At 44.7% G+C, this 19,806-nt stretch carries 26 protein-coding genes; 21 read left to right on the top strand and 5 right to left on the bottom strand.

Annotated elements, in window-relative coordinates; translation table 11 throughout:
- Positions 1-17: 17 nt before the first annotated feature.
- The 8 genes from ACZ49W_RS07095 to ACZ49W_RS07060 all read left to right on the top strand — a co-directional run bounded on the left by ACZ49W_RS07095 (position 18) and on the right by ACZ49W_RS07060 (position 7,943).
- Positions 18-1,007, top strand: a complete 990-nt coding sequence (locus ACZ49W_RS07095) for an amidohydrolase family protein (RefSeq protein WP_464814618.1) — start codon at positions 18-20, stop codon at positions 1,005-1,007.
- 86 nt (positions 1,008-1,093) lie between these two features.
- Positions 1,094-2,614, top strand: a complete 1,521-nt coding sequence (locus ACZ49W_RS07090) for an FGGY-family carbohydrate kinase (protein ID WP_464814617.1) — start codon at positions 1,094-1,096, stop codon at positions 2,612-2,614.
- Positions 2,611-3,342, top strand: a complete 732-nt coding sequence (locus ACZ49W_RS07085; RefSeq protein ID WP_464814616.1) for a sugar phosphate isomerase/epimerase family protein — start codon at positions 2,611-2,613, stop codon at positions 3,340-3,342. Before ACZ49W_RS07090 ends, ACZ49W_RS07085 begins: the two co-directional genes overlap by 4 nt.
- Before the next feature lie 133 nt (positions 3,343-3,475).
- The gene (locus ACZ49W_RS07080; RefSeq protein WP_464814615.1) at positions 3,476-4,318 is read left to right on the top strand and encodes an SAM hydrolase/SAM-dependent halogenase family protein; all 843 of its coding nucleotides are present in this window, start codon (positions 3,476-3,478) and stop codon (positions 4,316-4,318) included.
- Between the two features lie 9 nt (positions 4,319-4,327).
- Positions 4,328-4,876, top strand: a complete 549-nt coding sequence (locus ACZ49W_RS07075) for an ECF-type riboflavin transporter substrate-binding protein (RefSeq protein WP_464814614.1) — start codon at positions 4,328-4,330, stop codon at positions 4,874-4,876.
- Positions 4,877-4,879: 3 nt separating this feature from the next.
- The gene (locus ACZ49W_RS07070; protein ID WP_464814613.1) at positions 4,880-6,553 is read left to right on the top strand and encodes an ABC transporter ATP-binding protein; all 1,674 of its coding nucleotides are present in this window, start codon (positions 4,880-4,882) and stop codon (positions 6,551-6,553) included.
- Positions 6,546-7,379 carry an energy-coupling factor transporter transmembrane component T family protein gene (locus ACZ49W_RS07065; protein WP_464814612.1) on the top strand — a complete coding sequence of 278 codons (834 nt, stop codon included), beginning with the start codon at positions 6,546-6,548 and terminating at the stop codon, positions 7,377-7,379. The genes ACZ49W_RS07070 and ACZ49W_RS07065 overlap by 8 nt, the downstream gene beginning before the upstream one ends.
- Positions 7,380-7,445: 66 nt before the next feature.
- Positions 7,446-7,943 carry a beta-class carbonic anhydrase gene (locus ACZ49W_RS07060; protein WP_464814611.1) on the top strand — a complete coding sequence of 166 codons (498 nt, stop codon included), beginning with the start codon at positions 7,446-7,448 and terminating at the stop codon, positions 7,941-7,943.
- 48 nt (positions 7,944-7,991) lie between these two features.
- On the opposite strand, the gene ACZ49W_RS07055 is transcribed toward ACZ49W_RS07060, so the two are convergent.
- Positions 7,992-8,195: a hypothetical protein gene (locus tag ACZ49W_RS07055; RefSeq protein ID WP_464814610.1), complete on the bottom strand. Its 204-nt coding sequence runs from the start codon at positions 8,193-8,195 to the stop codon at positions 7,992-7,994.
- A gap of 113 nt (positions 8,196-8,308) precedes the next feature.
- Between ACZ49W_RS07055 and ACZ49W_RS07050 the strand changes: the two genes are divergently transcribed.
- The 3 genes from ACZ49W_RS07050 to ACZ49W_RS07040 all read left to right on the top strand — a co-directional run bounded on the left by ACZ49W_RS07050 (position 8,309) and on the right by ACZ49W_RS07040 (position 9,523).
- Complete coding sequence (locus tag ACZ49W_RS07050) at positions 8,309-8,647, top strand: hypothetical protein (protein ID WP_464814609.1); 339 nt, start codon at positions 8,309-8,311, stop codon at positions 8,645-8,647.
- A 71-nt stretch (positions 8,648-8,718) separates the two neighbouring features.
- On the top strand, positions 8,719-9,327 hold the full coding sequence (locus ACZ49W_RS07045) for a CPBP family intramembrane glutamic endopeptidase (protein ID WP_464814608.1): 609 nt from the start codon (positions 8,719-8,721) through the stop codon (positions 9,325-9,327).
- 25 nt (positions 9,328-9,352) lie between these two features.
- A complete protein-coding gene (locus ACZ49W_RS07040; protein ID WP_464814607.1) occupies positions 9,353-9,523 on the top strand; it encodes a hypothetical protein in 171 nt (56 codons plus the stop codon).
- A gap of 52 nt (positions 9,524-9,575) precedes the next feature.
- Here ACZ49W_RS07040 and rsmG read toward each other — a convergent pair whose 3' ends face one another.
- Entirely contained in the window at positions 9,576-10,289 is a 714-nt protein-coding gene (gene rsmG / locus ACZ49W_RS07035; protein WP_464814606.1) for a 16S rRNA (guanine(527)-N(7))-methyltransferase RsmG, read from the bottom strand.
- A 166-nt stretch (positions 10,290-10,455) separates the two neighbouring features.
- On the opposite strand from rsmG, the gene ACZ49W_RS07030 reads away from it, so the two are divergent.
- From ACZ49W_RS07030 to ACZ49W_RS07010, 5 genes are all read left to right on the top strand, one after another.
- The gene (locus ACZ49W_RS07030) at positions 10,456-11,007 is read left to right on the top strand and encodes a LemA family protein (RefSeq protein WP_464814605.1); all 552 of its coding nucleotides are present in this window, start codon (positions 10,456-10,458) and stop codon (positions 11,005-11,007) included.
- Positions 11,008-11,066: 59 nt separating this feature from the next.
- A complete protein-coding gene (locus ACZ49W_RS07025; protein WP_464814604.1) occupies positions 11,067-12,074 on the top strand; it encodes a dihydroorotate dehydrogenase in 1,008 nt (335 codons plus the stop codon).
- Positions 12,075-12,158: 84 nt separating this feature from the next.
- Positions 12,159-13,058 carry a zinc metalloprotease HtpX gene (gene htpX / locus ACZ49W_RS07020; protein WP_464814603.1) on the top strand — a complete coding sequence of 300 codons (900 nt, stop codon included), beginning with the start codon at positions 12,159-12,161 and terminating at the stop codon, positions 13,056-13,058.
- A 17-nt stretch (positions 13,059-13,075) separates the two neighbouring features.
- Positions 13,076-13,612, top strand: a complete 537-nt coding sequence (locus ACZ49W_RS07015) for a YceD family protein (RefSeq protein WP_464814602.1) — start codon at positions 13,076-13,078, stop codon at positions 13,610-13,612.
- A 119-nt stretch (positions 13,613-13,731) separates the two neighbouring features.
- Positions 13,732-13,884 (top strand): hypothetical protein, encoded by a 153-nt coding sequence (locus ACZ49W_RS07010; RefSeq protein ID WP_464814601.1) that lies wholly within the window; start codon positions 13,732-13,734, stop codon positions 13,882-13,884.
- A 33-nt stretch (positions 13,885-13,917) separates the two neighbouring features.
- On the opposite strand, the gene ACZ49W_RS07005 is transcribed toward ACZ49W_RS07010, so the two are convergent.
- The 3 genes from ACZ49W_RS07005 to ACZ49W_RS06995 are packed head-to-tail and all read right to left on the bottom strand — an operon-like array spanning position 13,918 to position 14,739.
- On the bottom strand, positions 13,918-14,124 hold the full coding sequence (locus ACZ49W_RS07005; RefSeq protein ID WP_464814600.1) for a hypothetical protein: 207 nt from the start codon (positions 14,122-14,124) through the stop codon (positions 13,918-13,920).
- Positions 14,090-14,371, bottom strand: a complete 282-nt coding sequence (locus tag ACZ49W_RS07000; RefSeq protein ID WP_464814972.1) for an Rgg family transcriptional regulator — start codon at positions 14,369-14,371, stop codon at positions 14,090-14,092. Before ACZ49W_RS07000 ends, ACZ49W_RS07005 begins: the two co-directional genes overlap by 35 nt.
- 20 nt (positions 14,372-14,391) lie before the next feature.
- Complete coding sequence (locus tag ACZ49W_RS06995; RefSeq protein WP_464814599.1) at positions 14,392-14,739, bottom strand: helix-turn-helix domain-containing protein; 348 nt, start codon at positions 14,737-14,739, stop codon at positions 14,392-14,394.
- 291 nt (positions 14,740-15,030) lie between these two features.
- On the opposite strand from ACZ49W_RS06995, the gene ACZ49W_RS06990 reads away from it, so the two are divergent.
- The 5 genes from ACZ49W_RS06990 (at position 15,031) to dnaI (ending at position 19,800) form a co-directional block, all read left to right on the top strand.
- Entirely contained in the window at positions 15,031-16,005 is a 975-nt protein-coding gene (locus ACZ49W_RS06990) for an MFS transporter (protein WP_464814971.1), read from the top strand.
- 116 nt (positions 16,006-16,121) lie between these two features.
- Positions 16,122-17,057 carry a dihydroorotate oxidase gene (locus tag ACZ49W_RS06985; RefSeq protein ID WP_464814598.1) on the top strand — a complete coding sequence of 312 codons (936 nt, stop codon included), beginning with the start codon at positions 16,122-16,124 and terminating at the stop codon, positions 17,055-17,057.
- Between the two features lie 208 nt (positions 17,058-17,265).
- Positions 17,266-17,742, top strand: a complete 477-nt coding sequence (gene nrdR / locus ACZ49W_RS06980; protein ID WP_464814597.1) for a transcriptional regulator NrdR — start codon at positions 17,266-17,268, stop codon at positions 17,740-17,742.
- Complete coding sequence (locus ACZ49W_RS06975; protein ID WP_464814596.1) at positions 17,739-18,920, top strand: DnaD domain protein; 1,182 nt, start codon at positions 17,739-17,741, stop codon at positions 18,918-18,920. The genes nrdR and ACZ49W_RS06975 overlap by 4 nt, the downstream gene beginning before the upstream one ends.
- Entirely contained in the window at positions 18,907-19,800 is an 894-nt protein-coding gene (gene dnaI, locus ACZ49W_RS06970; protein ID WP_464814595.1) for a primosomal protein DnaI, read from the top strand. The genes ACZ49W_RS06975 and dnaI overlap by 14 nt, the downstream gene beginning before the upstream one ends.
- The last annotated feature ends 6 nt before the right edge of the window (positions 19,801-19,806 follow it).

Genomic DNA, 19,806 nt, shown 5'->3' with positions numbered 1-19,806 from the left:
TATGAAAGGATTATCTTATGAAAAAAATTGATGGACATGCTCATATTGTTGGAGCGATTGCTGGTTTTAATGGGAAGGGTCGTTTGAATGCGATCGGCAATGGTTATGCGATTTGGGATGATGGAGAATTGATTAAGCTCATTCCAGATGGTTATGGGGACAAGGATTTTACAGCGGAGAGCTATCTTCGTTTCATGGATGACAATGGAATTGAAAAAGCGGTCATCCTGCAAGGTCATCTCAATGGCTACCAAAACTATGAAACTTACTTGGCGATGAAGAAATACCCTGAGCGCTTTACGGGAGCTTTCTCTGTGGATCCTTTTGCGGAAAATGCCATGACAATCGTCAAGCGCCATGTGGAAGAATTGGGCTTTAGGGCGATCAAGTTTGAAATCAGTCAAGGTGGCGGCATTCACGGTTATCGTGGTCAGATGACACCGTTTCGTCTAGATAGCGATCCACATGTTAGCCAGATTTTGAGCTATCTCTTGGATTATCCTGGTTTTGTGGTGACAGTAGATTATGGCAACTGGGATCAAATCAGCCATCAACCAGATGCGATTGCTAATCTTGCACGCCTTTACCCAAGTTTTGATTTTGTGGTTTGTCACTTGTCCTTCCCACATGCAGATACGCCAAATCGTTTGCGTGGGGATTTGGTGATGTGGAAAGACTTAGAGAATATCTACACCGACATTTCTGCGATCCAAGATATTGATCGTCCTGATGCCTTTCCATTTCCAAAATCAGAACAAAATGTACGCATTGCAAAGGAAATCTTGGGTGCAAAACGCATCATCTGGGGAACGGATGCACCGTGGTCTGCAACCTTTAACACTTATGAAGAATTATCTACTTGGCTAGAGCATACGGATATCTTTACGCCAGAAGAGCTAGAAGATGTCCTTTACAACAATGCTGATCGGGTTTATTTCAAACCAGCAGCCGTGGCAGCTAATCGTGCTGCGCAAGATGAGATTACCAAAGCCCTCAACCTTTTCTAGAAAAAGCTGAGTTCGGAGAGTAGGACCCATGGTCTTTCTCTCCTTCTTTGGCTAGATGATAAGAGAGATAGAAAGGAAAAAAGGATATGCCTTATTATTTAAGTATTGATTACGGGGGAACCTCCACTAAGGTTATCTTGTTTGACAAAGAGGGAAGGGAAGTGGCTCACCATGCTTTTGAGACCCTCAAGATTGAGGAGATACCAGGTCAACGGGAGATTGATTTGACCCAGCTCTGGCAGCAGGTCCAAACCAGTATCAAGAAGGTAATTGAGACTTCTCGAATCCATCCGCAAGAAGTTGCAGCTGTGACTTGTATTGGACACGGTAAAGGCTTGTATTTACTAGATAAAGGTGGACGAGAGTTAGGACGCGGCATCCTCTCGACTGATGAGAGAGCTAGCCATCTGGTCAGTCAATTTGAATCGCGTATCGGGGAACTCTGGTCCATCACCCATCAGCATGTGGTTGCCAGTCAAGCACCTGTTTTATTGCGTTATCTTAAAGAGAACGCCCCAGAAACCTATGCTAGCATCGGCTTTGTCTTATCAGCCAAGGATTATCTGCGCTATAAGCTGACCGGGCGCATCACCCAAGAAATCGGAGATGCTTCAGGCAACCACTGGATTAATTTGGAACAACAGACCTATGCGGATGAGAGTCTAACCTTTTTTGGCATTGAGGAGATGAGAATGGCGCGCCCTCCCTTGGTGGGGAGTCGCGATCTTGTCGCTGGTCTCTCGCAGGAGGTGGCAAGGGTTACGGGACTTTCTGCTGGGATATCGGTCATAGCTGGTCTCTTTGACATTGATGCCTGTGCCCTTTCATCTGGTGTTTTGGACGATCACTACATCAGCGCCATTGCTGGAACGTGGAATATCAATACTTATGTCAGTCACCTCCCAGCAGTGCAGGAGTCAGGTTTGATGAATTCCTTGTTTGCAGATGGAAAGTATCTAGTTGAGGCGAGTAGCCCCACCTCTGCTGGGAATTTAGATGCCATGCTCAAGATGCTCATGAGTGAGGAGATAGCGCATCTAAGTGATCAAGGGCAGTCTATTTATGAAACCTTGGAGATTTTTCTTGCTGAGACGGATAGCTGTTATAATTCCTTGATTTTTCTTCCGTTTTTGTATGGTAGTCAGGTCGGTGAAAAAGCCAGTAGTTGCTTCTTTGGATTGACACGGACATCTAGTAAATCACAGATGATAAGGGCGGTCTATGAGGGCATTTGCTTTGCTCATCGCTACCATATAGAGCAGCTCCTAGAGAGCATGGCAGAAGTACCTAGAGCTATTCGTCTGTCTGGTGGAGGGACCAATTCGTCTCAATGGATGCAGATGTTTGCCGATAGTCTAGGCTATCCTGTCGAGGTCTTGGAGGCTAAGGAATTGGGCGGTTTAGGAGGTGCTATACTAGCTAGATCTAGCTTAGAGGATCTATCCTTAGCTGCAGTCAGTCAACAGATGACCAGAGTCAAAGAAAGATACGAGCCAAATCCTAAGGCTCAAGACCACTACGACCAAAAATATCAAGTCTATCGGCGTTTACTAGAAGCCCTTAAACCTGTTTGGGTATCCTTAGAAGCCTTAAAGGAGCTATCATGACAAAGGAAGTATTGATTTTAAATAGTATCGTTTTTTTGGACCAACTAGAAAGGGGGGAGCGTCAGCTAGATCTGCTCGATATTTTACCTGATTTGGGTCTATCTTGTTTTGAAGTGCGACGGGAATTTTTAACCCAAGGTGAGAGAACAGAGCTAGCCAAGAAAGCTCATCAAATGGGAATCAGACTCTTTTATAGTGTTAATAGTGATTTTTTCCTTGAAGGGCAGGTCAATCCTCAGCTTTCTGCTATTCTTGCTGAAAGCAAGGATTTAGGTGCGTTTGGGCTCAAGCTCAATACCGGATCCAGCCAAGGGATTGAGGCAGATGAGCTAACACCTTACCAAGACTTGCTAAAAGCAGGACCAAGATTGTTTTTGGAAAACAATCAAACCCCAGAACACGCTAGCATCATGAACTGTAAGCGTAGTATGGACTTAGTGAGACAGGCTAATTTACCTATCGACTTTGTCTTTGATACAGCCAATTGGGCGTTTGTGGGAGAAAATCCCCTCAAGGCCAGAGATGAACTTAAAGAGGTGACCCGCTACCTCCACTTAAAGAATTATCAGTTAGAGGACGGCAAGGCCAGTCTTTCAGGACTCTTTGATGGAGAACTAGATATTTTAGATCTTATCAAGAGTTTTCCTCAGGTGGATTATTTGGCGCTAGAGTATCCTGCTTCACTAGAAACCTTGACAGCAGATATAGATCGTTTGAGTCATCAGTAAAGAAATCGGACAGGGAGTCAGCCTGTCCTTTTTATTATAGTTTTAAACTATACCATCGCTTAAAAAATTCCTCTTAGAAAAGCGAACGAAAATATGGTAAAATAGAATAATCTTTAAGAAAAAGAGGAAAGACATGGCAAATAAATTATTGGTATTGCAATCAGACTTTGGTCTAGTGGACGGGGCAGTGTCTGCTATGACAGGTGTGGCTCTACAAGAAGATCCGACCTTGGGCGTTCACCAATTGACGCATGACATTACACCGTATAACATTTTTGAAGCCAGCTACCGTCTCTTTCAGACCATTGATTACTGGCCAGAAGGGACGACCTTTGTCTCCGTCGTCGATCCTGGCGTAGGGTCTGACCGTAAGAGCGTGGTGGCCCTCACCGAGACCAACCAGTATATCGTGACTCCAGATAATGGGACGCTGTCTTATATCAAAAAGCATATCGGGATCAAGGCCATCAGAGAAATCTCTGAGGTCAAAAACCGCAGGGAAAACACCGAGTATTCCTATACCTTCCACGGTCGGGATGTCTATGCTTACACCGGTGCTAAGCTAGCTAGCCGCCACATCAGCTTTGAAGAGGTGGGGCCAGAGCTTTCGGTGGACCGGATTGTGGAGTTGCCAGCCGTAGAGACTAAGGTCGAAGACGGGCGTGTGCTTGGTGCTATCGACATCTTGGACGTGCGCTTTGGTTCTTTGTGGACCTCGATTACAAGAGAAGAGTTCTATACGCTAGATCCAAAGTTCGGCGATCGTTTTGAAGTGACCATCTATCACAACGATATGCTGGTCTATCAAAATCAAGTCACCTACGGCAAGTCTTTTGCTGATGTGCGTTTGGGGCAACCCATTCTTTATATCAATTCCCTCTATCGTCTAGGTCTTGCCATCAATCAAGGTTCTTTTGCCAAGGCCTATAATGTCGGTGTTGGTCCTAGCTGGATCATTGAAATTAAGAGTATTTAGGAGAAAATGATGAAAAATACACCTATCAAAAAAGTTGTCGCAACCGGTATCGGTGCAGCCCTCTTTATCGTGATCGGGATCTTGGTCAATATCCCAACCCCAGTGCCAAATACTAGCATTCAGTTGCAGTATGCGGTTTTAGCCCTCTTTGCTCTTCTTTACGGACCGGGTGTGGGCTTTTTCATCGGTCTCATCGGTCATGCGCTCAAGGATGCCATCCAGTATGGGTCTGTTTGGTGGACTTGGGTCATCGTGAGTGCCTTGATTGGTCTTGGCATCGGTCTTTTAGCCAAACGTATCCGCCTAGACAGTGGACGTGTCACCACTAAAGACTTGGTCCTCTTTAACGTCACGCAAGTCGTCTGCAACTTCCTTGGTTGGGGAGTCATCGCGCCTTTTGGCGATGTAGCGGTCTATAAGGAAATTGCAAGCAAGGTTTATGCCCAAGGCATCTGGTCTGCTAGTGTCAATGCCCTCACTATCGGTATTGGAGGCACTCTTCTCATCGTCCTTTATGCTAGAACGAGAACCCAATCTGGCAGCCTCAAAAAAGGATAAGCTATGGAAAAAGCGATAGAATGGAAAGATTTTTCCTTTCGTTATGACATTCAGCAAGAAGCAACCTTAAAAAATATAACTCTCACCATTTATCAAGGGGAAAAAGTCCTCATCGCAGGACCGTCTGGCTCTGGTAAATCCACACTAGGCCAGCTCATCAATGGCATCATTCCCAACCACTATAAAGGGGAAGCCACAGGCGACTTTTTCATGGAGGGAAAACCCGCCTATGATCTGTCCATCTATGACAAGTCTAGGCTAGTTAGCACGGTCTTGCAGGATACGGACGGACAGTTTATCGGTCTTTCGGTGGCTGAGGATATAGCCTTTGCCCTTGAAAATGACGGTGTGGCACAAGATAGCATGAAAGCCAGTGTTCATGACTGGGCAAAACGACTCGATCTAGACAGCTTACTGCCTCAAAGACCTCAAGATCTCTCAGGTGGGCAAAAGCAGCGGGTCAGCCTAGCGGGTGTCCTAGTAGATGAAAGCCCTATTCTCCTCTTTGATGAGCCGCTTGCTAATCTGGATCCTCATTCCGCAGATGTGATTTTGCGGTTGATTGATGATCTGCACCGCAAGGAGGAGCTGACCACCATCATCATCGAACACCGCTTAGAGGAGGTTCTAGAAGCGCAGGTGGACCGAGTGGTTTTGATGTCTGATGGAAGGATCGTTTTTAACGGTACGCCTAATGATCTGCTAAAGGCTGACATTTTGAGTACCTACGGCATCAGAGAACCACTTTATATCAGCAGTCTGCGTGAGTTGGGCTATGACTTGTCCAGTTTTGATGATTTGCTCGATCTCTCTCATCTGCCTCTAACACCTGCCAACCTCCCCCTACCGATAGAAAAAAACAATGTTTCTCAAGAAACCATCCTTGACATCAAGGATTTGTCTTTGACCTATCCCAATGGTAAAAAGGTCCTTGATGGGCTAAATTTGGCTATTGGTCGTGGGGAGCGCTTGGCTATCATCGGCAAAAATGGTGCTGGCAAGTCCAGTCTGGCCAAGGCGCTTTGCCAGTTTGTGCCAAGTCAGGGAGAGGTTCGCTATCAAGGGCAAGATTGTAGCCGAGATACCATCACAGAAAGGGCTAGCCGAATTGGTTATGTCCTGCAAAATCCCAATCAGATGATTAGCCAGACCTTGGTCAAAGACGAGGTGGCACTAGGTCTTGTCGCCAAAGGACTAGCCCAAGAGGAGATCGAAAGTAAGGTTCAGCGCGTGCTAAAGATCTGCGGTCTTTACGAGATGAGGGATTGGCCCATCTCAGCCCTTTCCTATGGGCAAAAGAAACGGGTCACCATCGCTTCTATTCTCGTTTTAGAACCAGAGGTCATCCTCTTAGATGAGCCGACAGCAGGGCAGGATCTGAAACACTATCAAGAAATGATGGATTTTCTAGATGATTTGCAAGAGGCAGGTCACACCATCGTCATGATTACTCATGACATGCAGCTTATGCTTGAGTATAGCGACCGTGCGGTGGTTTTGGTGGATGGGAGCATCATTTCAGATGGTAAGCCCTTTGACATCTTGAGCGATCCGGATCTTCTAGCGCGTGCTAATCTAAGAAAGACCAGCCTGTTTGACTTGGCTGGCGCTCTGGGAGTGAGTCCACAGAGTCTTACGGCTTACTACATTGATAGACAAGGAGACAGTCATGCTTGATGGAAAATTATTGGGTTATCAAGAGGGACATAGCCTCATTCACCGCTTGTCAGGTTCCAGCAAGCTTCTCTTTTTCGTCCTCACCTCCATCGCCTGCATGATTAGCTATGATACACGGCTCATCGCCTGTATCGCTATCTTTGCCATGGCGCTCTTTCCTATCGCTCGGATTCGGTGGAAGGACGTTTCGTTTGTCATCTATTTGGTCCTGATATTTGCGGTGCTAAATGTCATCATGGTCTATCTCTTTGCCCCTCATTACGGGGAGGAGATCTATGGGCACAGGACCATCATCTTCAAGGGGATTGGGCCGTACTCGCTTAGTCTTGAGGAGCTCTTTTACCTCTTTAACCTCGCGCTCAAATACTTTTGTACGGTGCCTTTGGCTGTCGTCTTTTTGCTCTCAACCCATCCTAGCCAGTTTGCCGCCAGTCTTAACCAGCTAGGTGTGCCTTACAAAACTGCCTATGCGGTCAGCTTGACCCTGCGTTATATCCCAGATTTGCAGGAAGATTACCGTATGATTCGTTTGTCCCAAGAAGCTAGGGGCCTAGACTTGTCTAAAAAAGCCAGCCTCCTTGCTCGCATCAAGGGCAATATCCGCATCATCGCTCCTTTGATTTTTAGCTCGCTAGAGCGCATTGATACGGTGGCTTTAGCCATGGAGCTGCGCCGTTTTGGTAGGGAGAAAAAGCGGACTTGGTATCATACCAAGCCCTATACCCTAGCGGACTGGCTCAGTGTCGCTGTGGCTGTCCTCTTTCTAGTCATAAGCCTTAGCCTCATTTCTCTCAACCACGGTCGTTTCTACAATCCGTGGAAATAAAATAGATTTTCAGAAAAAGCATATCCATTTTCTGACAAAACTTTCAAAAAATGATAAGATAAGGCTATGTCTTACTTTGAACACTTTTTATCTGCCAATCAAGCCTATGTCGCTCTTCACGGGGACTTGCATCTGCCTATTAAGCCCAAAACCAGAGTAGCCATTGTGACCTGTATGGACTCAAGGCTCCATGTCGGTCATGCCTTGGGTTTGGCACTTGGGGATGCCCATATCCTGCGTAATGCTGGCGGTCGGGTGACCGAGGATGTCTTGCGCTCCTTGGTCATTTCCGAGCAGCAACTGGGAACACGCGAAATCGTCGTACTCCATCACACCGACTGCGGTGCTCAGACCTTTACCAATGCAAGCTTTCATCAAGAACTTGAAACCAAACTGGGGGTGGATACCTCTCACATGGATTTCTTGCCTTTTTCAGATGTGGAGGCAAGTGTGCGTGAGGACATGGCTCTTCTCAAGGCGTCGCCTCTTATTCCAGATGATGTTGCTATTTATGGTGGTATCTATGACGTGGACACAGGACGCATCACCAAGGTGGAAGCCTAATACCTAACAAGAAGTCAGAACCAAGGGTTCTTGGCTTTTTTCTTAGCCCTAGAAATAGCGTCTAAGTGCAGCATCCAGATGACGGATGCCCCGCTCTCTCAAGTAAGAAAGAGACGGATCAATGCTCCTGTCAATGACTCCAAATAAGCACCAGTGCTCCCTAAAAATCATCTCATAATCAATCTCATGACCGATGAGAATAATCAGCGCATGAGGTGATGCACTGCGGATGTTTTTTAGAATCGTTTTCATTTTTTTCGGACGAGAAAAAGGCCCTGTTGTGATAAAATAGATAGTGTAAGGCGGATGAAAAGGTTTTCTATAAGTTATCTCATGTGGGATGTGTTGGTGAAAGGAGCAGAAAGATGAGAAAAATGTTAGTGTCTCTAGGAGTTGGGTTAGTTGTCGTGTCCAATGTGGCGATACTCTTTGGCATCGGAGGGAGTCCTAGCAGTAATACGGCGGTTCCTGTTTTACTTGTTTTTCTTGTATTTGTCTCTCAGTTGCGTAAAAAAACCATCAATCCAGCAGGTCTAGAGCTTTCAGCAGTATGGGCATTGGCTGGTCTATCAGTGCTGCGGCTCATCAATCACTTTTTTCCCTTATCAGACGGTGTCAATGCCAGCATGGGTTTGCTTACCTTTGTCATAGGGCTAGCACTTGTGGTATCCTTAGCTTTGAAGGAAAGGAAGAAGGAAAAGTAAAGGCGTTTATTATGATAGAAGAATGGGTAGCATGAAGCGATTCATTTTGCTAGAAAGAAGAGGGCTTAAAGATGGAAAAAATACCAGAGCGTTTGATTAATGGACTCCTAGGTTGTTGTAGTTTGTTCCTGATTTTTGGGATAACTTACAGTATAGATGGGAATGACTCTATACATCAGTTTGCCTTTATCTTGGTGACACTGGGCTTTGTCCTAGCATCGCTTTATCTGGTGAGGAAAATGAATATCGATAGTTTGAACTTGCCCAGTTTAAAATCTCTTTTACTCATGTGGGGACTCTTTCTCATTATGGAGACTTTTTCAAAATTGTATCTGCATTTCTTAGGGGTACATTCCCAAGCAGCAGATTTCAATGGGAGCTCCAAGATGTCTATTGCCCTTGTGATTGGGACTGGTATTTTAGACCCTATCTTAGAAGAAAGCTACTCGCGTGGTTTTCTACAAAAAGGTGCCTTTGCTAATAGGTGGTGGGGGATTGTCCTTGCCTCAATATTTTTTGCTTGGATGCATGGACCGAGTGACATCAGTGGTTTTTTCTTCTACTTTGTTCCAGGCTTGATTTTAGGTTATGCCTATAAAAAAACCGATAGCCTATGGACACCTATCTTCATGCATATTTTGCACAACAGTTTGGGAGTGTTATTAGCGATATTACTATAAGATTAGGTATGATGGAGGTTTTCTCATGAAAAAAATCGTTTTAGCTCTTGTTTTATATGCTGGTTTTGCCTTTAGCCTACACATCTTAAAGGAGCAGTTCGGTCTAGATGGAGGGCTTTATCAAGGTATTCGTCTCTTATTGCTTTTAGGGATATTTATTGTTTTTCGCTTGATTAACCGCTCGGAAAAAGAGTGAGCTGTTTGGCAATGAAAAAAACGACACGCATTAGAGTGTCGTTTTCTGGTTGTTAGAGTGGTTTCTTATTGGGGGTGCCTGCTTTTCTAGGGTATTTGTTGGGGGTTTCCTTGGCCTTTTGGATGATGACCAGATGACGCTCATCTCCGTTTGGTAAGGCATAGTCCATGACCTCTGTCACCTTGGCAAAGAGCAGGCGCAGGGCATTTTGGGCCTCATCTAGCTCAGATTTTGTATTGCTAGCCTTGAGGGCGATGAGTTTGCCCCCCACTTTGAGAAAAGGGATGGTCAGCTCTAAAAGGACCGATAGCCTAGCCACAGCGCGTGCTGTCACAAGGTCAAAACTAGCTCTAAAATCCTTGTCCTTGGCCAAATCTTCTGCCCGACCGTGGTAAAAATGTACCTTAGTCAGCCCCAACTCCTCCGAAAGAAGGTGCAAAAATTGGATGCGCTTGTTGAGGGAGTCGATGATGGTCACCTCAAGCTCTGGAAAGAGAATCTTCATGGGAAGGCTCGGAAAACCAGCCCCAGCCCCAATATCGAGGAGTCTGCTTGGCTTGTTTTCAATTGTGCCTTGTAGGATGGGGGCAATCGAATCATAGAAGTGCTTGAGATAGACCTCTTCTTTTTGGGTGATAGCGGTCAGATTGACCTTTTCATTCCACTCGATGAGGCGAGAAAAGTAGGTTTCAAATTGGTCTTTTTGTTGATCAGAAAGGGGAAATCCCTCTTGTTCTAATTGCTGATAAAAATCTTGCGGTGTCATAGAGGCTCCTTTGCTCGGTAGAAGAAAATCATCTCCATTTTACCACAATTTGTCTCGGAAAAAAAGGAAAGATTGTTTTCGATACTTTTTCACTAAAATGCGACTTTTTGTTCGTTTCTTCCTTCGTTTTTTGGTACAATAGAAAAAATGTAGAAAGGAGACGGAGATGACCATCTGGATTATCTTGGGAATAGTTGTTCTCTTGGTGGTTTGGGGAATCGCTAGCTACAACGGTTTGGTCCAAAGCAGGATGCAGACCAAGGAAGCCTGGAGTCAGATTGATGTGCAGCTAAAACGCCGTAACGATTTGATTCCTAACCTGATTGAGACGGTAAAAGGCTATGCTAGCTATGAGGAAAAGACCTTTGAAAAGATCACCCAACTGAGAACACAGGTTCAAACGGCAAGTAGCCCGCAAGAAGCTATGCAAGCCAGTGACGCTTTGTCCCGGCAAGTATCTGGACTCTTTGCGGTGGCTGAAAACTACCCTGACCTCAAGGCCAATAGTAGTTTTATCAAGCTGCAAGATGAGTTGACCAACACGGAAAATAAAATTTCCTACTCACGTCAGCTTTATAACAGCACCACCAGCAACTACAACACCAAATTACAGACTTTTCCGACCACTGTCATTGCAGGGCTCTTTGGCTTTAAGCCAAGTGAGTTCCTAGAAACGGCAGAAGAGGAAAGAGCTGTTCCAAAAGTATCATTTGATTAGTAATTGTTCGTCAAACAAGTAGTTATTGTATATATCTAAGCGATAAAGGGAGAAACAAGATGAAATCATTATTTTTTAATCCACCACTTCTTAACACACCATGCCCATGGTGCCGCGATTTAGACCAATTACGAGACCTCTACAACTCGGCTCACACAGGAGCTGTGACCACCCGTACCTCTATGATTGATGGTTTCCCAGATGATCCTAAGGTCAACCAGTTTGTCTTTTTCAACCCATTGACACAACAGGCAGCAACGCCAAATGTGTCTGAAGCAGGTGAGGGACAAACCTCTAGTCTAAACACCATTGGTTTTAGCCCTTATACGCTTGGGGAATACCTATCCTTTATCAAGACCATTTCAGATGAGCAAGAAGAAAGAGATCACTATAAGCCTTTCGTTGTGTCTGTCACTGGTGTGCCAGAAGAAATGGCAGAAGCCTACAAGATTATCACCGACTTTGAAGACCAAGTCAAGATGGACTTGATCATGGAGGTCAACCTTTCTTGTCCAAATATCCCAGGAAAAGTCTCTCCAGCCTATGACAAAGATGAGTTGCTCCTTTACCTTGAAGCTCTTAAAGGCTCTATCGATGATCTTAAAGAAGCAGGAACATATAAGGAGATTGCGATTGGGATTAAGACCCCACCATTTACCTACCAAGAGCAGTATGATGTCTTTATCTCAGCCCTACTTGAGATGACCAAACGTCATGGTGGCCTACCGATTACTTTCTTGGTATCGACCAACACTTTGGGATCTTCCCTTCTTCTTGATACAGATAACCTCCCTGATACCGTGCTTGCCTCTATGACAGGAACTGGTATTGGTGGTATGGCGGGTTCTGCTATCCATCCTCTTTCTCTTGGAAATGTCTATACCATCCGTCAGATGTTAAACGACTATCCAGAGCTTAGCGACCTTCAAATCATTGGTGTTGGAGGGGTGAGTGACCTTGGTGGCTTCAAGCGCATGAAGTCTGTTGGTGCAGACTTTGTCGGTATCGCGACCGCTCTAGGAGTCAAGGGTCTCTCAGTCTTTGAAGAAATCAACAGCCAACTCTAGTCCATAGGACCAAGTAGGAAAAGTCTGGGAGTTTTACTTCCAGCTTTTCGTATTCTATACTAAAATAGTAAGGAAGATCAGACCATGTTATATGATCAGATTGCCTCCAATAAGCGCAGGACTCTTGTTTTGCTGGTGGTGTTTTTTGCCCTCTTATCAGCGATTGGAGCAGCTGTGGGCTACCTGATGCTCGGCAACTGGGCAGCTGGGGTGGCGATTGCTGCCATCATCGGGGCTATTTATGCCTTTAGCATGATTTTTCAGTCCACCAGCGTCGTTATGGCCATGAATCAGGCGCGTGAAGTCAGTGAAGCAGAGGCACCAGACCTCTATCATATTGTTGAGGATATGGCTATGGTGGCGAGGATTCCTATGCCCAAGGTCTATATCGTTGATGATCCATCGCTCAATGCCTTTGCGACGGGTTCTAGCCCTGAAAATGCGGCGGTTGCTGTGACCACAGGTCTATTAGCGGTCATGAATCGTGAGGAACTAGAAGGGGTTATCGGACACGAAGTCAGCCACATCCGAAACTATGACATTCGCATCTCCACCATTGCCGTTGCTTTGACCAGTGCTGTTGCCTTGATTTCCAGTATGGCAGGTCGGATGATGTGGTATGGTGGTGGCAATAGAAGACGCAGCAATGACAACAAGGATAATGGAGTGGAGGGCGTTCTTGTCTTGGTTCTCTCTATTGTGACCATTGTCCTAGCGCCTCTAGCGGCAAGCCTCGTGCAGCTCGCTATCTCAAGGCAACGCGAGTATCTGGCGGATGCCAGCTCCGTTGAGCTGACCAGAAATCCCTATGGACTTATCAAGGCGCTTGAAAAACTCAAGACCTCTAGCCCTATGGATCACCCAGTCGATGATGCCAGCAGTGCCCTTTATATCAATGACCCTAAAAAATCAGGCGCTCTTCAGCATCTCTTTTATACCCATCCGCCACTCGATGATCGGATTGAACGCCTCAAACACATGTAAAAAGAAAGGAATCCCCCGTGTTTTACCTCAGTGAGATTAGAAAACAAGCAGATGGCCTCGCCTTTGATGAGACCCTGTCTCTAGGAGAAGCGCTAAAAGAGCGCAATCCTGAAATCCTAGCCATCACTCCCATCCATGCCAAGGGAAAAGTGACCAAAAGTGGTGCGCTCTACCTTCTTGATTATGAGCTTAGCTATACCATCACCCTTGCTTCTAGCCGTTCGCTAGAACCCGTAGAACAAAAAGAAGACTACCCTGTTAATGAAGTCTTCATTGAAAAAGCCGATGTGGCTGAAAACCAAACCTTGGTGGATGAGGACTTGGTTCTCATCTTAGAGGGAGATCGCATTGACCTAGAAGAAAGCGTCATGGATAACATTTTGCTTTCGATTCCCATGCAGGTCCTCACCGAAGAGGAAAAGACCAGTCAAAGCCTCCCATCAGGTGGCAACTGGTCTGTTATAAGCCAAAGCGACTACGAAACCATGAAACAAGCTAAAAAAGAAGAAAATAACCCTTTTGCCAGTCTCACTGGTTTGTTTGATGAAGAGTAAAACTGTTCAGTGAACAGTTTTAGCCCGAACCTAAAAACAAGAGAGTGAGGAAAAATCGCATTTCTTTGAAATGACCGATTTTTGTCTCGCTCCTTTTGTAAGATGGTTAAGGAGTAGCGATGAAACGATGGCTTTTGATTGGTTGTTGCTTTGTCCTCTTTTTCTATGGACTAAAGAAAATGGCGCAAGGCTCTTACATCAGTGGATTATTTAAGATAGGACTTGCTGGACTTATGCTGATAATCTATTGGGATAAGGAAAGTTTCAAATGATGTTATAAGAAAAGCCACTAGAGCCAAGTTGTTCTAGTGGTTTTTGTGTGCGGTCATCATCTGCTTAAAATCATCAGGAGCGAGCCTTTTAGCGAGTTCTTGCTTGGACTGTTCATAGACAGGACCGTTATCATCGATAAAAGAAATAGTGGATAAGATCTGGGTCAGTTGAGCTAGAGCTGTCTTTTTATCCCGATACTGGTAATCAAAAAGGGCGACGAGTTCTTTTATTTTGAGCATTGGCTTGGTCATTTTCATCAAGACAGAGCAGGATGGTGTTATTGAGGAGCATATAGATAGGGGAAAAGCCCCAGTCAATGGTCTGGTAGTAACGCTTGCAGATGTTTAGAGCTAGGGTTGACAGGGCAATCATGTGTTCATGCTGATAAAAAGGCATGGCTTGGCAGTAGAGATAGAGGTCGTGAAGGGTCCAATTGTCTAAGGACATGAGATATTGGTGAATGTGTTCCAATTCAAGAGGAGAAATAGGCTCTGCTTTACTGCGGCCTAGGAGGAGTTTGATGAGAAGAACGGACAGGTCGGGATCTGAAAAATACCTTGGTATCTTTTGGTTTCTAGCATTTGCTCCAAGTTGGAGAGTTGCTGATCGCTAACTTGTGTGTGCAGTTGGCTAATGGAGAGCTGCTCTTTTTCTTGAAAAGACTGATAGACGTACATAAATTCGATGATGTTAACGCCAAGCCTATCTAGCAGCAGCATAAAATTGCGAGTGGAAATATCTGATAAACCGCGTTCCACCTTTGATAGAAAGGCAACGGTCATCAGATTTTGGCAAACCTGCTCAAGGGTCAATGACTGAGATGTTCTGAAATAGCGTAAGGTTTTTCCGATCATGTCCTCTCCTTTTTACCCTATATGACAAAATAATGGATAATTTTAGTATAGTGCTAGAATGAGTAGGAGTCAACTAAAACAATTTTAGGAGGGTCTTATGACGAAGTCTTATCGTTTCTTATTTCAAACACGGGCGATTGGTTGCGAAAGCTAGCGCTTCCCTTTATTGTCTTACAAAAAACGGGTTCTGCCTTTCACATGGCGACCTTGTATGGGATTTCCTTTTTACCTTGGCTCTTTTTTTCCTTATTTGGGGGTATTTTAGCGGATCACTATCGGAAAAATTGAGTCATTGCTTTTGGTCATCTCTTATCCTTGGTCTTTTTGTGGCTACTGATTCAACAGTTGCATCAGCCCTCTCTTCATTTATTCCACATTTATCTTCTTGCCTTTTTGTTAGCTAGCGTTGAACCCTTGGTGCATCCGTCTTTTCATAGTTTACTGCCAGAGTTGGTGACAAAAGATCACATTGCGAGAGCTAATTCTGAGATTCAACTTATTGATAATGGCTTAAACATCATCGGTCCTATGGTTAGTGGTGGTTTGATGACCTTGGTGTCGCCTTATCGTTTGCTCTGGTTTAATCTCATTTTCTTTTTAGTGGCAGGGCTTTTGGTCTTGTTTATCCAAGGGGAAAAACCGATCAAAAGCTCTTCGGAAAATGTGGTTCAGACCTTGGTTTCTGGTTTTACCTATCTTTACAAGGATAGGGTGATTTTATCAGGCTCTCTTTTGTTTTTGATGACCAATTTTGGCATTCATCTCTTTCAAGCCAATCTCATTTACTATCTCACCAAAACTTTGGGCTACAGTGCATTTGACTATGGTCTTATCCTTTCTTTAGCAGGTCTAGGTGCGATTTTGGGTTCGCTCTTAGCCGCTAGACTAGATGGACAGTATCAAGCAGGGAAGATTATTGCGCTAAGTACCATGAGTGCAGGCTTGTTCACCCTTCTCCTTCCTCTTTCAGGGTCTCTTTGGTATCTGGGTGTCATCTTAGCCATGACCAATCTTTGTGGCAGTGTCAATGTTGTGACTTACTTTACCCTTAGGCAAAGCATTGTTCCCAAGGCTATGCTTGGTCGGGTCATCAGTGTGACACGGATGATTTCTTACCTATCCATCCCTCTAGGCGCTTACTTAGGCGGTTATCTGGTTTCTAAGGATATTTCGATTCCAACTCTCATTCTTCTAGCAGGTCTCATCCGTTTTTTGGCAGGGGTCTTTGGCTATCTTAGCCCTTTGAATCAGTCTTTGGAGAAATGATAGTTTCCCTCCCACCCCGCAAGCCTTTGGGCTGATAGAGATAGAAAGGCGCTTAAAAGTATTTTTTAGGTGCTTTTTATGATAAAATGAAGAAAATGAGTATTTAGGAGGAACATATGGTATCAACTAAGACAAATATTGCAGGATTTTCTTTTGAAAATTGCCTGATGAATGCAGCAGGAGTTGCTTGTATGACGATTGAAGAGCTAGAGGAAGTAAAAAACTCGGTAGCTGGGACATTTGTAACCAAGACGGCAACTTTAGAATTTCGTGAGGGAAATCCTGAACCTCGTTATCAGGATGTGCCACTTGGCTCAATCAATTCGATGGGGCTTCCCAATCAAGGTTTGGATTATTATCTGAATTATCTACTGGATTTACAAGAAAAAGAACCAGAACGAACGTTCTTTTTATCTCTAGTTGGTATGTCTCAGGAAGAAACGCACACCATTTTAAAACAGGTTGAAGCAAGCTCTTTTAAGGGATTGACAGAATTAAATTTATCTTGTCCAAACGTACCAGGCAAGCCCCAAATTGCTTATGATTTTGAAACGACTGAACAGATTTTAAAAGATGTTTTTAGCTATTTTACAAAACCATTGGGAATCAAGCTTCCTCCTTATTTTGACATGGTGCACTTTGATCAGGCTGCAGCTATTTTTAATCAATTTCCACTGGCTTTTGTGAATTGTGTGAATTCTATTGGGAACGGCTTATACATTGAGGATGAATCGGTGGTTATTCGTCCTAAGAATGGTTTTGGAGGAATTGGCGGTGAGTATATTAAACCAACAGCGCTTGCTAATGTTCACGCCTTTTACCAACGTTTGAAGCCAGAAATTCAAATCATTGGAACGGGTGGTGTATTGAACGGTCGTGATGCTTTTGAGCATATTCTTTGTGGAGCGAGTATGGTTCAGATTGGAACAACTCTCCACAAAGAAGGAATCGCTGCGTTTGCTCGTATCACAGCAGAATTACAAGCTATCATGGCAGAAAAAGGTTACCAGACTCTCGATGATTTCCGCGGGAAATTGCGCTATGTTATATAGAATAAAGTCATCGATGGCTGGTGAGAAAAAGAAATGTGTCTTTATCTATTTGTTTAATTTATATACGAACTAAGTCCATCATGAATAAATAAGTTATTAAATGACGAGATATAGCCGGTGTGCGTGCAAGCCTTTTGGCTTGCTTTTCTATTGCCATAAAATATGCTATAATGATAAGATAAGGTCAAAAAGAAAAGAGGTGAGTGATTTGCGTTGTCCAAAATGTCACGGGAATAAATCCAGTGTAGTGGATAGTAGGCAAGCAGAAGATGGCTATACCATTAGGCGAAGGCGGGCTTGTGATGATTGTCAGACCCGTTTTACGACCTTTGAGCGAGTGGAGGAGCTGCCGCTTCTTGTGGTCAAAAAAGATGGCACGAGGGAGCAATTTTCAAGGGACAAGATTTTAAATGGGATTATTCAAAGTGCCCAGAAACGTCCAGTGTCCAGCAGTGATATTGAAAAGGTCATCAACCGTATTGAGCGCAAGGTGCGCATGGACTATGATAGTGAGGTGGCAACAGAGGTCATTGGTAATCTCGTTATGGATGAGCTAGCAGAGCTAGATGAGATTACGTATGTGCGTTTTGCCAGTGTTTATAAGAGCTTTAAGGATGTTGATGAGATTGAGGAGCTCTTGCGGCAAATCACCCAGCGAGTGAGGAGTAAGAGCAAGCGACCATGAGATCGAGTGATTCTTTTACCTACATAAAGCACAATCAAGTCAGTCTTGATGCCAACAGTCTCATCAAGTGCTACCTTCCCATCATGGGAAGAGATGCGCTGGCTCTCTACCAGTATCTTGTGGTCTTTTTTGATGATGGGGCGGAGGAGCACCGTTTTATCTACCTCATGGATCACTTGGGGGTGAACTTTACCGCCTTTCAAGAGGCCTTGGCAGTTTTGACTGCCCTTGATTTGGTGTGCTTGTATCAAAAAAATCAGTCTCGTTATGTGATCGAGTTGAAAACGCCCATCAAACCAGAAGAGTTTGTCGCACATCCTGTTTATCTGCGCCTCTTACAGGGAAAATTAACGGAAACTACCATTAAAAGCCTGAGCTATCAAGAACCGCAAGGACTGGAAAATATTTCCAAATCCTTTTCAGAAGTATTTTCAGCAGAAGGTCAAGTGGCGCCTAAACGCCCTCATCCCAAGCATGATTTTCCCCTTGATGCTTTTAAAAATCGCATGAAACAAGATGGCTTAGTCTTTAAGGAGGAGCGCACGGATGTCTTGGCGCTTTATCAGCTCATGGAGCAAGAAGGGCTCAACTGGTTAGAGCTTTACCGCTTGGCCAAGGAAACCGCCTATCAGCAGGTGCTTCAAGTGTCACGGCTAGTGGCGCAGTTGCAGGCGAAGCCTTCTCTAAGTAGTTTGTCTTCTCAAGAAGAGAAGATTTTTCGAGCGGTTAAGGGGGTTAGTCCAAGAGATCTTCTCGCCCAGATCAAGCAAACCAGACACGCTCAAGTTGTGGCGAGTGAGACCAAGGCGGTTGATAGCTTAGTGGCGCAAGGTTTTTTGGATGAAGTGATTAATTTGCTTCTCCTTTATAGTTTTGAGCGGGTGGATTCAGCAAATTTGAATGTGACCTTTTTCAAAAAAGTAGCCAATGATATGGCTTACCAAGGGGTGAAAACCGCTCAAGATGGCTTGGTGTATTTGCGAAAAACCAGAGAAGAAACCAGCCAAAAGAAACCAAGAAAGCCAAGAGCTAGCACCAAGAAAAAGGCCAGCAATGTGCCAGACTGGAGCAATCCAAACTACGTCAACCAGACCACCGAGGCGGAAAAAGAAGCCTTGGAAATGAAAAAACAAGCCAAACTAGCACGCTTAGAGGAGGGTGAGGATGCAAAAGATTGACCAGCATTTAGGAAATACTCAAGTTAGAGCCAGCTTGAGAGTTCTTGAGGAGCAGATTCTCTCACAGCCTGTGATTGCTGCCTTTATCACTGAGCATGAGCTGACGAGCCAAGAAGTGACAAGGAGCCTCCCTAAGTTTAACCAATATTTGGTGGAAAAAAGGCGGTTTGACGAAGGAGCGTCTGATTACAGCGCCAAGGGTTACGAGCCTATTCTTGTGATGAATGAAGGCTATGCGGATGTGTCTTATCGTGAAACCAAGGAACACAGGGATTATGCGCTGAACCAAGAGGTGGAAAACCGCATCCAGCTCATCAATCTGCCCAAGTCTTATCGCCACATCAGCTTTCAGGATATTGACTGGGATGATCGTAATCGCGAGGAAATCTTAGGTCAGTTGATTGACTGGGTGGCAGACTACGAAAAAGACTCTAAGGGGATTTACCTCTACGGTGATATGGGAATCGGTAAGTCTTTTATGTTGGCTGCTTTTGCCCATGAGTTGTCGAAGAGAAAAGGGGTTTCAACGACTTTCTTACATTTTCCTAGTTTTGCGGTGGACATCAAGCATGCCATCACCGATAACAAGGTCAAAGAAGAGATTGATAAGGTTAAGAGTGCAGAAGTTCTGATTTTGGATGATATTGGAGCGGAGCAGTCCAGTTCTTGGTTGCGTGATGAGGTCTTGCAGGTCATCTTGCAGTACCGCATGCTGGAGGAGTTGCCGACCTTTTTCACCTCTAATTATAGTTTAGCAGACTTGGAACAAAAATTAGCCGATGTCAGAGGTAGTGAAGAAAGCTGGCAGGCCAAGCGGGTCATGGAGCGTATTCGCTTTCTCGCCAAGGAATGGCACCTCAAAGGCATCAACCGAAGATAGAAATAA

The organism is Streptococcus sp. STR1/CE/0325, from assembly GCF_055386095.1.
Note: the sequence above shows the minus strand (reverse complement) of the source record. Positions and strands in the feature narration are given on the sequence as shown.